The organism is Sulfuricaulis sp., from assembly GCF_024653915.1.
Taxonomy (GTDB): domain Bacteria; phylum Pseudomonadota; class Gammaproteobacteria; order Acidiferrobacterales; family Sulfurifustaceae; genus Sulfuricaulis.
The window spans coordinates 37,281-50,576 of the sequence record NZ_JANLGY010000005.1 but is presented as its reverse complement, the minus strand read 5'-3'; the positions used below and the strand labels follow the sequence as shown (position 1 = coordinate 50,576).

Here is a 13,296-nt window from a genome sequence, read left to right as displayed (position 1 = left end):
ATATCAGCACCCACCTGCAGCAGAATCCAGCTGCCAGGCTCTGTTCTTCCCGCTCTTCCCGTGTGCCCCTGTCCGTTGGTTATCATCAGCGCGCACCCCTGTTTCGAATCCATCAAAAGACAGTCCAGGACTGTCTTTTTCATTATGGTAACGCGCAGTACCGTCGGGGGCATTTGGTCCCCGGCTTCCCTGTAAGTCCCTTAACCCAAACCAAAGGAGTTCACCATGGCCAAGAAAAAGGCAAAGAAAAAAGCACCGAAGAAGAAATAACTCGATAGGCGAGGGGAGTTCGGATCGTAGCGCGTTCCGCGCCGAGTGCGGGGAGCAGTCGCTGCTTCGGATGACCTTACCGCCTTCGTCAGTGATAAGCCGGTAACATCCGCCCGCGTTAAGGTTGGCGAGGTGTTACCGGTTTTTTATCGCCTGTAGACCGTCTGATTGTCCTGGCCAGCGATGCCCCCGCCCTGCTATTTTCGCCGTAATCACTCTCCCTGCCCACCGGGGATTATTATTAAATAAAAACAGATAGTTAAGATTTAGCGGGGGTCTGACGCAGCTCCCGGTCCAGCTCGTTCAGGCGCTGCGGGGTACCCACGTCGCGCCAGCGTCCGGTGTAATGCTCACCGCTCACCTGTCCGCGCACCATGGCGGCGCGCAGCAACGGTGCCAACGGAAACTTTCCTGGACGAGATTCCGCAAACAGGGCGCGCGCATAAACACCGATACCGCTGAAGGTCAGCCGCGCTGTCCCCTCCCCGAGCACCTGACCGTCTTGCAGTGAAAAATCCCCCTGCGGATGCTGGAGTGGATTATTGACCAGCACCAGATGCGCCAGTCCTTTAAGACGGGTCGGCAGACGATCGAAAGGAAAATCCGTCCAAATGTCACCGTTAATCACCACGAAGGGATCGGTGTCGATCAGGGACAGTGCCTTGAAAATACCGCCGCCGGTCTCAAGTCCTCCGCCTTCCTCTTGCGAATAAGCGATGTGTGCGCCATAACGGCTGCCATCCGCCAGATACTTCTCGATCTGTTCACCCAGGTGCGAGTGATTGATCACGATCTCTTTCATCCCCGCGCGCGCCACCTGCTCAATCAGATGCACAATGAGTGGCTTGCCACCCGCCACGAGCAACGGCTTGGGAACGGTGTCCGTCAGCGGCCGCATGCGCTCGCCCCGGCCCGCCGCGAGAATCATGACCTTGAGGCTCATGCCACCCCCGGCAACTTGAGCTCACGCAGCAAGGCCTGCAACGGTTGCAGTTCCGGATAGCGGGTGCTTACCTCCTGGACGTAACCGAGAGTGCGCGGGATGTCCGCGAGATAGCCTGGTTTGCCATCGCGATGGTTCAGTCGCGCAAAAATGCCGATGGCTTTGAGATGGCGCTGTACCCCCATCAGGTCGAACCAGCGCAGAAACCGGGCATCGTCCTCACCCACTGGAATCCCCGACTGGAGCGCCAGCTCGTGATAGCCCTTGACCCAGCCTTCCACCCGATCGCGTGGCCAGGCGATGTAGCAATCGCGCAACAAAGATACGAGATCGTAGGTCACCGGCCCTACCACGGCATCCTGAAAATCGAGGATGCCGGGGTTGTTCGGGCGCGTCACCATCAGGTTGCGCGAATGGTAATCGCGATGAACCCAGACCCGCGGCTGGGACAGGGCCGATTGCACCAGCTGCGCGAATATGCCGTCGAGCACCCGATTCTGGCCAGCGGCAAGCTCGAGTCCCAGATGACGCCCCAGGTACCACTCGCGGAAAATCTCCATTTCACGCTTGAGCAGCGCTGCATCGTAATCCGGCAGGAATTTATCGGCGGCATCGGCTGAAGTCCCGGCCTGCAGAACCACCAGCGCACCCAAAGCATCGCCATAGAGCCGCTCGACGCTCTGTTCATTCAGGTTCGACAGGTAAAGCTGTTCGCCCAGATCCGTGATGAGCAAGAAACCCCGCTCATGGTCTTCTTGCAGCACTTCCGGCACGTTCAACCCCAGGGCATGTAAACGGTGCGCAATGGCCACGTAGGCACGCATGTCGCCCTTGTCCGGCGGCGCGTCCATGGCAATCAGACTTTGCTGCCCCAGGGTGACGCGGAAATACCGGCGAAAGCTGGCATCCGCCGAGGCCGGACGAATATCGAATGCGCCCGCGCCCAATACCCGGCCGGTCCATTCCTTGAGTGCTTCGAAACGTTTATCCAAAGGTGGTCTGGTAAATAAAACCCGTGTGAACGGGAAAACGCCTTGATGGCGCCGGCATAGTATGCAATTTTATGCTCGCCATCATAAAACAATGCCATCCTCGTTCCCATGCCTTGTCATCGTCTGGTTCGCGCCGCCTTCTGCCTGATTATTTCCACGGGCACGGGATACAGTGCGCCGGTATCGGCCGAAGAACCCTGTCCGGAACGTCCGCCGCGGCTGCCCGCCGCGGCACGACCGAGCACCACCATAGCGGAGAACCTGCCGGCGGAGATGCGCGCCCGGGAACTGCGCCTGAGAGACAAAGGGACCAGTGAATTCATCGGTGACGTGGAGCTGCAACGCGGCAACCAGTCTCTGAGCGCCGAACGCCTGCTCTATGACAAGAACACCGAACGGGTGGATGCCACCGGCAACGTCACGTTCAAGGAGGCTTCCGGCCTCAGCTACCAGACTGAGGAGACACACCTCAACTTGGGATCACGCACTGGCTATGCCGGCAGCGGCAGTTTTCGCCTGGAGGATGGCAGCGCTCGTGGCGACGCCGAGCGTATCGACTTCGAAGGGCCGGATCACACGCGCTTCACGCGAGTACGTTACACCACCTGCGCCCCGGGCCAGGACGACTGGTTCCTCAAAATCAAGGAGCTCGATCTCGATGCCGGGAAAGCCATCGGCACTGCTTATCACGCGACCATCAACTTCCAGGGCGTGCCGCTGCTTTATCTGCCTTATCTCAGCTTCCCGATTTCCGATGAGCGCAAATCGGGCTTCCTGATCCCCCGAGTGGGCCACTCGGGCAATCGGGGCACGGAGATCTCCGCCCCCTATTACCTGAATCTCGCGCCTCAGTATGACGATACCTTCACCCCGGAATACATGTCCAAGCGCGGACTGCAATTACAAAACGAATTCCGTTACCTCACGACTCGCTCCCATGGCACGCTGCAATTTGAGGGTATGGATAACGACAAATTGGCCAACGGTGACGATCGCGCGGCGGGGACTTATCAGCACATTCACGCATTTGACCCCTTGTGGTCTGGCAACGTCGATCTGCGCGCGGTGTCGGACAAACAATACATCAATGACTTTGGCGACAATCTCGGCATCACCAGCCAGACCCACCTGCCGCAAAACGCCCAACTGGATTACCACGGCTCGGAATGGAATTTCGCTGTCCGTGCCGCCGACTACCAGACCATCGACCCTACCATCGCGCCCGCCGACCGCCCTTATGCGCGACTCCCGCTAATCAACCTGTCACTCAACCAACCGTTGCAACCCAATCGTGTCAATTATTATTTTGAAACTGAGGCGGTGAATTTCGATCGCAGTGTCGGTATCACCGGCGGGCGTCTGAACTTGTCCCCGGCGGTGGCCCTGCCGCTTTCCAACAGCTACGGATTCATCACGCCCCGCATCAGCGTGCGCCATATTTCCTACGCACTCGCCGGAACGCCGGAGGATTCGCCTTCCCTGACACGCGGCATGTTCAGCCTCGACAGCGGTCTCGTCTTTGAGCGTGACTCGCGCTGGGGCGAGCGCTTGTACACACAAACGCTCGAGCCACGCCTGTATTACCTCTGGATTCCGCACAAGAATCAGGACACGCTCCCCAACTTCGATTCCGGCACATCGGAACTGACGTTCTCCAACCTGTTCCGCGATAACCGCTTGTCAGGCGGAGACCGCGTCGGGGATTCCAACCAGATCGCTGCCGCGGTCACGACGCGTTTCCTCGATGAAACGGATGGCACAGAGCGCGGGCGCGCCAGCCTTGGGAAGATTTATTACCTGGAAGACCGGCTGGTCAACCTGCCTGCCGGCACGATCGGGCGCGACGCCTCAGACATTGCCGGGGAAGCCACCGCGACCCTTCTCGGCAACTGGCATGTCCGCAGCAATATCCTTTGGAGGCCGACGGATGGCCGCCACACGCAGAAGTACAACTACTACGTGCAATACAACCCGGCAAAGACAAGTATCGTGAATATCGGCAAGCGCTTTGCCCGCAATGAAATTGAACAAACGGACATATCGACGGAATGGCCCCTGGCGTCGCGCTGGACCTTCCGCGCCCATTCGCTTTACTCCCTGCGGGAGAAACGCAACGTGGAGAGCTTCGCCGGGGTGGAATACAACGCCTGCTGCTGGGCATTGCGCGTCATAACAGCCCGGCGGCTGATTTTCGACACCAGCAACAATAATTCCGCCAAGCAGGACAACAGCATCATGCTCGAGCTCGAGCTGACCGGCCTGTCCAAGCTCGGAAAGGTGCCGGACAGCCCGCTGCGCGAAAGCGTGTTCTCGTTCCCATCCCGTCCCACGGCGCCGTCGGGGTCCCTCATCCCCTAGATCGTGTTATCCTAACGCCGCATCGGCACCACGCCAAAACGCTGTACACAGAATATCCGCAAACCCATGCATCTTTTCACCAAATCCGTCGTCGTCGGGGTTACGCTTTCTGCCCTGATGCTGTCTCTGCCTTGCGTCACAGCGGCGGCGCCTCAGCGCACCATCAGTGACATCGATCGTATCGTCGTGATCGTCAACGATGACGTCATCACCGACAGCGAACTTAACCAGCGGCTGCGGGAAACCAAGAAGCAGCTCATACTGGAAAAAATCAGCGCGCCACCGGACGCGGCGCTCAAGAAACAACTGCTCGAAAGAATGGTGCTCGAGCGCCTGCAAATACAATTGGCCGCCTCGACTGGCATTCGCATCAGCGAATCCGATGTGGACCGGGCCTTTGAAACCGTGGCGCGGCGTAACAACCTGAGCGCGGAGGATTTCCGCAAGACACTCGCCCAGAAGGGTATGGATATCGCGGCGTACCGCATCCAGCTGCACGATCAGTTGACCATTCAGCAACTACTCGAACGCGAGATCAACAACCGCGTCACCGTCACCAACAATGAGGTCGACAACTTTCTCGAAAATCCGCAGAGCCGCGCCGACATGGACGTGTCCTATCAACTGTCCCATATCCTGATCGGTATTCCCGAATCGGCTTCACCCGAGTCGATCCAGGCGGCCCGGAAACGCGCCGAGGACGTCCGCCGTCAGATCGCCGAGGGCGCCAATTTCGAGCAGACCGCCGTGAGTCAGTCCCAGGGCGCGGATGCGCTCAAGGGTGGCAATCTCGGCTGGAAGAAGGCCGGCGAACTGCCCGAATTATTCCTGAGCGTGCTGAAAAAAATGACCGTCGGCGGAATCAGCGACATTCTTCGCAGCCCCAATGGCTTTCACATTCTGAAACTGATTAACAAGCGCGGCGATAACCAGGCGGAGGCGGTGACGCAGACCCACGTGCGCCATATCCTGCTGAAGCCCAGCGAAATTCTGTCGCCGGAAGATGCCCGCAACAAGCTGCTGGGTTTGCGCGAGCGCATCGAGAATGGCAATGACTTTGCGGAGCTCGCGCGCGCGCATTCCGAGGACACCGGTTCGGCCGCCAGCGGCGGCGACCTGGGCTGGACCAGCCCCGGCCAGATGGTCCCGGAATTCGAGAAGGCCATGAACGCGCTCAAGCCGGACCAGTTGAGTCAACCCGTGAAATCTCCCTTCGGCCTGCATCTCATCCAGGTACTCGCCCGGCGCAGTTACGATATGACCCAGGAACGCGTGCTGGCCGCGGCGCGCCAGCAGATCCACGCACGCAAGGCCGACGAGCGCTACGAGCAATGGGCGCGCCAGCTGCGCAACGAGGCGTTCGTGGAATACCTGGCGGAAGAAGTGAATTAGTGCTCACCGCAGAGATCGCGGAGGACGCTGAGAGATGAAAGTCAAAATACTTCCCCTATTCCGATGCGACTTTCTCTGCGTTCTCTGCGCCCTCTGCGGTGAATAAATCATACGACCCCGTAATTGCCTTAACCCCCGGTGAACCCGCCGGCGTGGGGCCTGACTTGGCCATTCAGCTCGTGCAGCAGCCACCTGCCTGCACGCTGGTGCTGATTGCCGACCCCTTAATGCTGGCAGAGCGCGCAAAACAATTGCATCTGCCATTTACTGCGCGTGAATGGAAGGGACGCGAGTCCGCCAGCCAGGGCGTGTACCTGTTGCCGGTCAAAGCCGCGCGGCCTGTCAGCGCCGGACGGCTGGACAAAACCAATGCGCCCTATGTGATTGAAACGCTGAAATCCGCCGCCGTCGGCTGCCGGCGCGGTGAATTCGATGCGCTCGTCACGGGGCCGGTGCACAAGGGCATAATTAACGATGCCGGGATTGCCTTCACCGGCCATACCGAACTTCTGGCTGAATTGAGCGGCGCATCACAACCAGTGATGCTGCTCACCGCTCCCGGGCTGCGCGTAGCACTCGCCACCATCCATTTGCCGCTCGCTGCCGTGCCAAAAGCAATCACGCGCGAACATCTGACATCGGTGCTTGAAGTGCTGCATACCGACCTCCGGAAAAAATTCGGCATCGCTGATCCGGTGATCCTTGTCTGCGGGCTTAACCCTCATGCGGGGGAATCCGGTCATCTCGGGCGTGAAGAGATCGATGTGATCGAGCCGGTGATCAAATCACTCAGGGCCAAGGGTATGCGCCTGCGTGGTCCGGTACCGGCCGACACGGCCTTCATACCGTCCCAGCTTGAAGGCGTGGACGCGGTGCTGGCCATGTACCACGACCAGGGCCTGCCGGTACTGAAGCATCATGACTTCGCGCACGCCGTCAACATCACGCTCGGCCTTCCCTTCGTGCGCACCTCGGTGGATCACGGCACCGCGCTGGAACTGGCCGGCACCGGCCGCGCCGACGTATCGAGCCTCGTCACCGCGATAGAAATGGCTATAAAACTTGTAAAGAAAAAATAGACAGGATTCACAGGACTAACAGGATTTTTGAAAACAAGTTATCTTGGCTTTTGTTCTAATCCTGTAAATCCTGTTATTGATCCGGCACGAACACTTTTGAGATTAGGTGCATGACAAATATCCACTCCCAGTCTTCGTCTAATTTGCAAGTGTGCCGGATCAATAACAAGAATCTTATGATTTTCTGATTATTGAGGCGGCACAGATCACAATTGAAGAATCGCACTTTTATATTTGGCACAAACTTCAATCAGGTAAACTCGCCGCCTCAATAATCCTGTCCATTCTCTTATGTATCATCCAAAAAAGCGCTTCGGCCAGCATTTCCTGCATGACCGCCACGTCATCGGCCGCATCGTCGCGGCGCTGGCGCCACGGCCTGATGACCACGTTGTCGAGATCGGTCCGGGCAAAGGCGCGCTCACACGCGAGCTGGCCGCACACCTGGCGCACTTCGATGCCGTCGAGCTCGACCGCGATTTGCTGGCGCACCTGCCCTCGATCTTTCCGCCCGACAAGCTCACGCTGCACGGCGCCGATGCCCTGGAATACGATTTCTGTCAGCTCGTGCAAAAAGGCCGCAAACTGCGACTTGTTGGCAACCTGCCTTACAATATTTCCACCCCCCTGCTGTTTCATTTGCTGGATCAGGCCCACTGCATTCAGGACATGCTGTTCATGCTGCAAAAGGAAGTGGTACAGCGACTGGCGGCCTCTCCCGGTGGCAAGGATTACGGGCGGCTATCGGTCATGATTCAGTACCGCTGCCGGGTCGAAAAATTATTCGACGTCGCTCCCGGCTCATTCACACCGCCACCTAAAGTGGATTCCGCGATGGTGCGTCTGGTACCCCTGGCCACGCCACCCGTGGCCATCAACGATGAGGCACAATTCGCCCGCGTAGTGCGCGCCGCTTTTGCCAGCCGCCGCAAGACCCTGCGCAATAACATGAAGGGTTTGCTTAGTGGCGATGACATGACGGCACTGGGCATCGACCCCATACGGCGCGCGGAAACACTGACCCTCGCCGAATTTGCCGCTCTCAGCAATGCCACGTCATCTGCTCCATAATTGACCTATGGAATTCTTTGCCATCGCCGACAAGCCAGCAACCGCCGAGACCTTGCAGGCACGCCTCGACGTAGCTTCGCTGGCCTCATGGTGCGCGTCGATCAGCCAGGTGTTTTCCCACGACGGCGATACCGGAGAGATTTTTTGCGTGTGGGGCCAGTTCATCGTGCATCGCGAGCGGATTCGCGGCGGCGTGCGCTTTACCCTGCCCAAATGTCCCAACGGCTTCGCCTGGACGGTCACGACGGGTTTCCCGCCCGCGCCGGATAAGGTCGTCATTCACTGCACTATCAACCGCCGTGAACATGACTCTGGCTTCATCGCTACAATAGAAAAATTCGCGGATGACTGGCGCCGTGGACTCAGCATCCTGTTGTAAGTTCAAGTATGATTCTCAGGTCTAATCCAGCGGAATTCGGGCAAGAGATAGAACGGTGGCAGCGGTGCTAATACGACAGGAACACACACAGTCTTTTGGCGAAGAAGTCGCCAACAGCCTCAGCCACGGCCTTGCCCTGCTGGCGGCGCTGGTGGCCTTCCCCGTTCTCGTTATTTCTGCCGCTCAACGCGGCGAAGTTGCCGGAATCGTCGGTGCCAGCGTCTTTGCTGCCACTCTGGTGCTGCTGTATCTCGCTTCCACGTTGTATCACGCCCTGCCCCGCAACCGCGCGAAGAAGATATTCCGGATTCTCGATCACGGCGCGATTTATCTCCTGATTGCCGGCACCTACACGCCGTTCACGCTCGGCGTGCTGCGCGGCTCCTGGGGCTGGACGCTGTTCGGACTTCAATGGGGACTGGCCATACTCGGTATCGTGCTGAAATCGGTCGGCGGCGTGCGCTACGGTAAATTATCTGTTGCGGTCTATCTCGCCATGGGCTGGCTGGTCGTGATCGCCGCCGGACCTGTCATGGAAAAAGTGCCCTCTTGGGGTCTGTTCTGGCTGGTGGCGGGCGGCCTCGCCTACACGGTCGGGGTGGTGTTCTACGCGCTGGAACGCCTGCGCTACTTTCACTTTATCTGGCACCTGTTCGTGATCGCGGGCAGTGCCTGTCACTTCATTGCGGTGCTGTGGTATTCGGCGTAATCGCTCATGTCGTGTTTGTGTTTCTCAATTAGGTCGTGATAAAAAATCGCAAGCCATTGAAATAACATAGATAGCAAAACTATACGGCATGGATATACAGTACTATGTCGCTTTATAAAGCGACAATTAGGTCGTCCAATTCTAGTTGGGCGTCACAGAGGCTGGCAAAATGAACGAGCGTCATATTCTGATTGTCAGCCTTTGGGTAAGAAATAACGATATTCCGGCATTTGAAGCGTTTGAGCGTCAGGCGGCACAGGCAATGGCTGAGTTTGGTGGCCGGATTGAGCGCGCGATTCGCATGTCAGGCGCCGAATTCGAAAGTGACAAGCCCTTTGAAATTCATATCGTGAGCTTCCCAAGTGAGGCAGCGTATCAGATGTATCGACAGTCCTCAGAATCTCGAAAACTTGCTGAGGTGCGAGATAGTGTTATTTCCAAAGCCGTGATCCTCACCGGAAATGAAGTTAAGGCATACGCTTAGAGACCGGATTCAGGGAACGACAATGCCGCCCAACAACGCGTTCAACACCGACTCGCAAAAGCGGCGCTTCGCGCCCCTTTTGCTCGCGGGTTAACGCGAACGTTATGCGGCATGAGAAGGCGTGTCCGTATGCCGTTGGCCGCGCAACGTAGATGCCGGCCGTTAAGGAGCTCGCTATAAATCAAGACTGGATTCTCCTGAACAAGGAAACTCGCAGAACCTTTGCGAATGCCGCCTGGGTTCCATTGCGAGCGTCCTTCAACGACGAAAAAGGCCGCGTAACCGAAGTGGGTTATGTCAGCGACGTCTTTTGCTGCGGCTCCGTCGGGTTTCCACCAGAACACCGAGACACCGCAGAGCGGCTAGGCTGGGGTGATATCGGCATCGGCCACAGTGCGCGACCGCATGCTTACGAGGATGGTCACTACTCACCCATTGATCAGTACCAATACAACGACAAAGAACCTATCGGCGTTGAGCTTGTCTTCGAACACCCTCAACCTGTAGTCGGCGGAAGGCTGTGGATATTGAACCCTGACCTGATTGTCGCCCTTCATCTAATAAAAGAGAGAAACAACTGGGTAAGGCCAGAAGAGAATTTCGTTGTCGTAGCTCGCGAAGTTCTAGATGAAAAAGGGCATCACCGCCTAATCGAGATCAAGCGAGAGTTTCTCATCGACTACCTCGCGGCAAGGAACCTTTCACTTCGTCTCTCCTATTACCGCCAACGAGTAGAGAATGTCGCGACGCTTGAAGGCAGCGAATACGCAAATCTCGAGAATCGAAAAGAACAGCGGGACGACGGGCGCTTTGAACTGCTAATTCGCAGCCTGAACGATGTCTATGGCGGAAGCTGGGCGGCACTCCGAGTCTGGCGAACGGACGTTGATCCCGAAGAGGACGCCCCGGTGATGGGGCCGGAAAGCGACGACAACACCGCATTTGAAAGCTCCAAAGGCCATCGGAGTGGCTACGAAGGTGTGCGAGTAGAGGGCGAGTTTTGGCGAGACGAATGGATCGCTCATCAAGGGCGGAGCGTGCGTGTTCGAGGAGATGTGGATGAGACGCGACCGCAGTTCATCGTGGAGACCGACGGCACGAGGATAGCTTCTGCCGACTTGGACGATGAAGACATTGGTCGATGGCTCTGGTTCCGTTCTAGTGTGGTTAGCGATCTTCTCGGCCTTCGCGGCTTCTCTCTTGAGTGGTATACGGCGGAGACTGGTGGAATTCGCTCCACATCTGGGTATGTGACGCACTTCGGCATCAACTCCTCGGACCTGATAACGGTCTACGCCTACGACGTTGCCCGCCTTGCTGCATGGGAACAACATATTTGGGCGGCCAACAATGTCGCACCGGACGGCAAAGTTTCAAATGAGTTGCTGGCGGCGCAGGTCAGAGCTGAACCCGCGCCTACAAAAGCCCCGGAAGAGATGCTGTTCGAAGGCATTCGGATGCTGGAGGTAGGGTTTCGTCAGGAATTCAACATGTCTCTGTTCACCCACGACATAGACGTTGCAGCAACCAAACAGCACGTGTCCCGCTTCGTAAGCAAGGATCAAGCATCGCTACTGAGATTGGCGAAAGAACTTATTCGAGTGGTCTCGGATCGACTCAATGTTCGCGAGCTTCGCAAACTGTCACGCCATGCAGATAAGGAAAAGCTTGGTTCAAACAAGCTTCTTCAGGATGTACTGGCCCAGAAGATCGGCGCAGACAAAGCGCGCAACGTATTTGCGGCTATCGCGGGCGCCTATGACCTGCGAGTGGGCGATGCACATCCAGCTGGATCTAATATTGGAGAAGCCCTAAAGCTCGCGGGCATTGATCAGAGCAGTTCATTCATGAGGCAGGGCGAACAACTCATCCACAATTTCGGACGATCAGTTTGGTGGATAGGCAAAGGATTGTTTGGACGGCCGGAGGGACAGTGAAGCTAGGCAACATGCCGCATAACAGCGCGCTCCACGCGACGCCCTCGCGCTTCGCGCTCGGTCGCGCGTGAGCGCGGGCGTTAAACCAATCGCTCCAATTCCTTCATCTTATTTTCAATCCACTCCTCCACCTGCTTGATGATTTCCTCGGCTTTTTTCCCGCGCGGGTCGATGGCTGGACCGATGGCCACGCGCACGGTGCCGGGCTTTTTCAGAAAACCGCGCCGCGGCCAGAACGAACCGGCGTTGTGCGCCACCGGCACGATCGGGTAGCCGGTCTCGGCCGCGAGTACCGCGCCGCCCATGGCGTAGCGCTTGCGGGTCCGCGGCGCCACGCGCGTGCCTTCCGGGAACACCACCACCCAGATTCCGCATTGCAGGCGCTCGCGCCCCTGCTCGATGACCTGTTCCACCGCTTTGCGCCCGGCGCCGCGGTCGATGGCGATCGGGCGCATCAGCTTTAGCGCCCAACCGAACAGCGGAATCCACATGAGTTCGTGTTTCAGCACCCAGGTCTGCGGCGGAAAGATCTGCTGGAACACGATCGTCTCCCACGCCGACTGGTGCTTGGACATTAGGATCGCGGCGCCTGCCGGCAAGTGCTCGCGGCCTTCGACGCGGTAGTCGAGGCCACACAGGATTTTCAGCAGGGAAGCCTGAAGCCGCGCCCACTGGCTGACGAGGCGGTAGCGCTGCGGGTACGGCAGCACCACCGTCAACAGCATGAGCGGGGCGTAGATCAGCACCGACACGAACATCAACACATTGAACAGCAGGGAGCGAAGTGCGACCAAGTCAGTTCGTGGGCAGCTTGCCAGTGAGAAAGGCGTCGGTAAACGCGGCTAAATCCTCAAACACCGGGATGTCCGTGAGTGCCTTGGTTTTCTTAAGGGTGCGCTTGCCCTTGCCGGTGCGCACCAGCACCGGCCGCGCCGATACCAGGCGCGCTGCCGCGATGTCGCCCTCGGTGTCGCCGACAGCGTAAACGCCGTTGAGGTTCACCTTGAGACGCTCGGCGATTTCCTGAAACAGGCCCGGCTGCGGCTTGCGGCAACCGCAGTTGTCCTCGGGCTTGTGCGGGCAGTAGAAAATGGCGTCGATCTCACCGCCCTTGGCACGCACGGCCTCGAGCATGCGCGCGTGAATGCGCCCGAGCGTGTCCATGTCGTACAGGCCCCGACCGACGCCGGACTGGTTGGTAGCGACGATGACCTTGTAACCCTCGCGGTGCAGGCGCGCGATGGCCTCGAGGCTGCCCGGGATCGGCACCCATTCCTCGGGCGACTTGATGTAATTGTCCGAGTCGTGATTGATCACGCCGTCGCGGTCGAGAATGACAAGCTTATTCACGGAACTCCGACACCCGGATGCGGCCGTTGATCATGCGCGATTCACGGCTTTCCACTTTCCTCATCTTGTCCCAGAACGCCTGCTTGAGATCGAAATCGGCGGCGATGGCGGTGCCGAGCAACAGTATGAAAAGGTCGGCGCATTCCTCAGCCAGACTCTCTTTCGATTTGCCCTTGGTCACGCAGGCGGAAATCTCGCCCAGTTCCTCTGTCATGAGCGCCACGCGGTAGGCCAGCTCCTCGCCACCGGTATCCTTGAAACGATGCTTGTCGTGAAAGGCCTGCACTGTCGCGAGCATGTCCGGGTAGGAATCCTGGTTCATTGGGACCTCC

13 protein-coding genes are annotated in these 13,296 nt (G+C 58.2%); 8 read left to right on the top strand and 5 right to left on the bottom strand.

Annotated elements, in window-relative coordinates; all coding sequences use genetic code 11:
• Nucleotides 1-529 precede the first annotated feature (529 nt).
• On the bottom strand, nt 530-1,213 hold the full coding sequence (gene murU / locus NUV55_RS02570) for an N-acetylmuramate alpha-1-phosphate uridylyltransferase MurU (protein WP_296670118.1): 684 nt from the start codon (nt 1,211-1,213) through the stop codon (nt 530-532).
• Nucleotides 1,210-2,205 carry a phosphotransferase gene (locus NUV55_RS02565; RefSeq protein WP_296670116.1) on the bottom strand — a complete coding sequence of 332 codons (996 nt, stop codon included), beginning with the start codon at nt 2,203-2,205 and terminating at the stop codon, nt 1,210-1,212. Before NUV55_RS02565 ends, murU begins: the two co-directional genes overlap by 4 nt.
• Nucleotides 2,206-2,313: 108 nt before the next feature.
• Between NUV55_RS02565 and NUV55_RS02560 the strand changes: the two genes are divergently transcribed.
• The 8 genes from NUV55_RS02560 to NUV55_RS02525 all read left to right on the top strand — a co-directional run bounded on the left by NUV55_RS02560 (nt 2,314) and on the right by NUV55_RS02525 (nt 11,614).
• On the top strand, nt 2,314-4,563 hold the full coding sequence (locus NUV55_RS02560) for an LPS assembly protein LptD (protein ID WP_296670115.1): 2,250 nt from the start codon (nt 2,314-2,316) through the stop codon (nt 4,561-4,563).
• A 66-nt stretch (nt 4,564-4,629) separates the two neighbouring features.
• The gene (locus NUV55_RS02555; RefSeq protein WP_296670114.1) at nt 4,630-5,955 is read left to right on the top strand and encodes a peptidylprolyl isomerase; all 1,326 of its coding nucleotides are present in this window, start codon (nt 4,630-4,632) and stop codon (nt 5,953-5,955) included.
• A 98-nt stretch (nt 5,956-6,053) separates the two neighbouring features.
• Complete coding sequence (pdxA, locus tag NUV55_RS02550; protein WP_367280325.1) at nt 6,054-7,034, top strand: 4-hydroxythreonine-4-phosphate dehydrogenase PdxA; 981 nt, start codon at nt 6,054-6,056, stop codon at nt 7,032-7,034.
• A 291-nt stretch (nt 7,035-7,325) separates the two neighbouring features.
• Nucleotides 7,326-8,105 (top strand): 16S rRNA (adenine(1518)-N(6)/adenine(1519)-N(6))-dimethyltransferase RsmA, encoded by a 780-nt coding sequence (rsmA, locus tag NUV55_RS02545; RefSeq protein ID WP_296670112.1) that lies wholly within the window; start codon nt 7,326-7,328, stop codon nt 8,103-8,105.
• Nucleotides 8,106-8,112: 7 nt separating this feature from the next.
• Entirely contained in the window at nt 8,113-8,484 is a 372-nt protein-coding gene (locus NUV55_RS02540) for a hypothetical protein (RefSeq protein ID WP_296670110.1), read from the top strand.
• 55 nt (nt 8,485-8,539) lie between these two features.
• A complete protein-coding gene (locus tag NUV55_RS02535; protein WP_296670109.1) occupies nt 8,540-9,193 on the top strand; it encodes a hemolysin III family protein in 654 nt (217 codons plus the stop codon).
• Between the two features lie 169 nt (nt 9,194-9,362).
• Nucleotides 9,363-9,677, top strand: coding sequence for a DUF1330 domain-containing protein (locus tag NUV55_RS02530; protein WP_296670107.1), 315 nt, complete (start codon nt 9,363-9,365; stop codon nt 9,675-9,677).
• Between the two features lie 176 nt (nt 9,678-9,853).
• Nucleotides 9,854-11,614 carry a hypothetical protein gene (locus NUV55_RS02525; RefSeq protein WP_367280334.1) on the top strand — a complete coding sequence of 587 codons (1,761 nt, stop codon included), beginning with the start codon at nt 9,854-9,856 and terminating at the stop codon, nt 11,612-11,614.
• A gap of 80 nt (nt 11,615-11,694) precedes the next feature.
• Here NUV55_RS02525 and NUV55_RS02520 read toward each other — a convergent pair whose 3' ends face one another.
• The 3 genes from NUV55_RS02520 to NUV55_RS02510 are packed head-to-tail and all read right to left on the bottom strand — an operon-like array spanning nt 11,695 to nt 13,286.
• Nucleotides 11,695-12,408 (bottom strand): 1-acyl-sn-glycerol-3-phosphate acyltransferase, encoded by a 714-nt coding sequence (locus NUV55_RS02520; RefSeq protein ID WP_296670103.1) that lies wholly within the window; start codon nt 12,406-12,408, stop codon nt 11,695-11,697.
• A 1-nt stretch (nt 12,409) separates the two neighbouring features.
• Nucleotides 12,410-12,964: a D-glycero-beta-D-manno-heptose 1,7-bisphosphate 7-phosphatase gene (gene gmhB / locus NUV55_RS02515; RefSeq protein ID WP_296670102.1), complete on the bottom strand. Its 555-nt coding sequence runs from the start codon at nt 12,962-12,964 to the stop codon at nt 12,410-12,412.
• Nucleotides 12,957-13,286 (bottom strand): nucleoside triphosphate pyrophosphohydrolase family protein, encoded by a 330-nt coding sequence (locus tag NUV55_RS02510; protein ID WP_296670100.1) that lies wholly within the window; start codon nt 13,284-13,286, stop codon nt 12,957-12,959. The genes gmhB and NUV55_RS02510 overlap by 8 nt, the downstream gene beginning before the upstream one ends.
• Nucleotides 13,287-13,296 lie beyond the last annotated feature (10 nt).

Bases quoted from the DNA above. Each gene is read 5' to 3' on its own strand.
- NUV55_RS02555 (WP_296670114.1), top strand. From the start codon at position 4,630: ATGCATCTTTTCACCAAATCCGTCGTCGTCGGGGTTACGCTTTCTGCC.
- rsmA (WP_296670112.1), top strand. From the start codon at position 7,326: ATGTATCATCCAAAAAAGCGCTTCGGCCAGCATTTCCTGCATGACCGC.
- NUV55_RS02560 (WP_296670115.1), top strand. From the start codon at position 2,314: ATGCCTTGTCATCGTCTGGTTCGCGCCGCCTTCTGCCTGATTATTTCC.
- NUV55_RS02510 (WP_296670100.1), bottom strand. From the start codon at position 13,286: ATGAACCAGGATTCCTACCCGGACATGCTCGCGACAGTGCAGGCCTTT.
- NUV55_RS02530 (WP_296670107.1), top strand. From the start codon at position 9,363: ATGAACGAGCGTCATATTCTGATTGTCAGCCTTTGGGTAAGAAATAAC.
- murU (WP_296670118.1), bottom strand. From the start codon at position 1,213: ATGAGCCTCAAGGTCATGATTCTCGCGGCGGGCCGGGGCGAGCGCATG.
- NUV55_RS02540 (WP_296670110.1), top strand. From the start codon at position 8,113: ATGGAATTCTTTGCCATCGCCGACAAGCCAGCAACCGCCGAGACCTTG.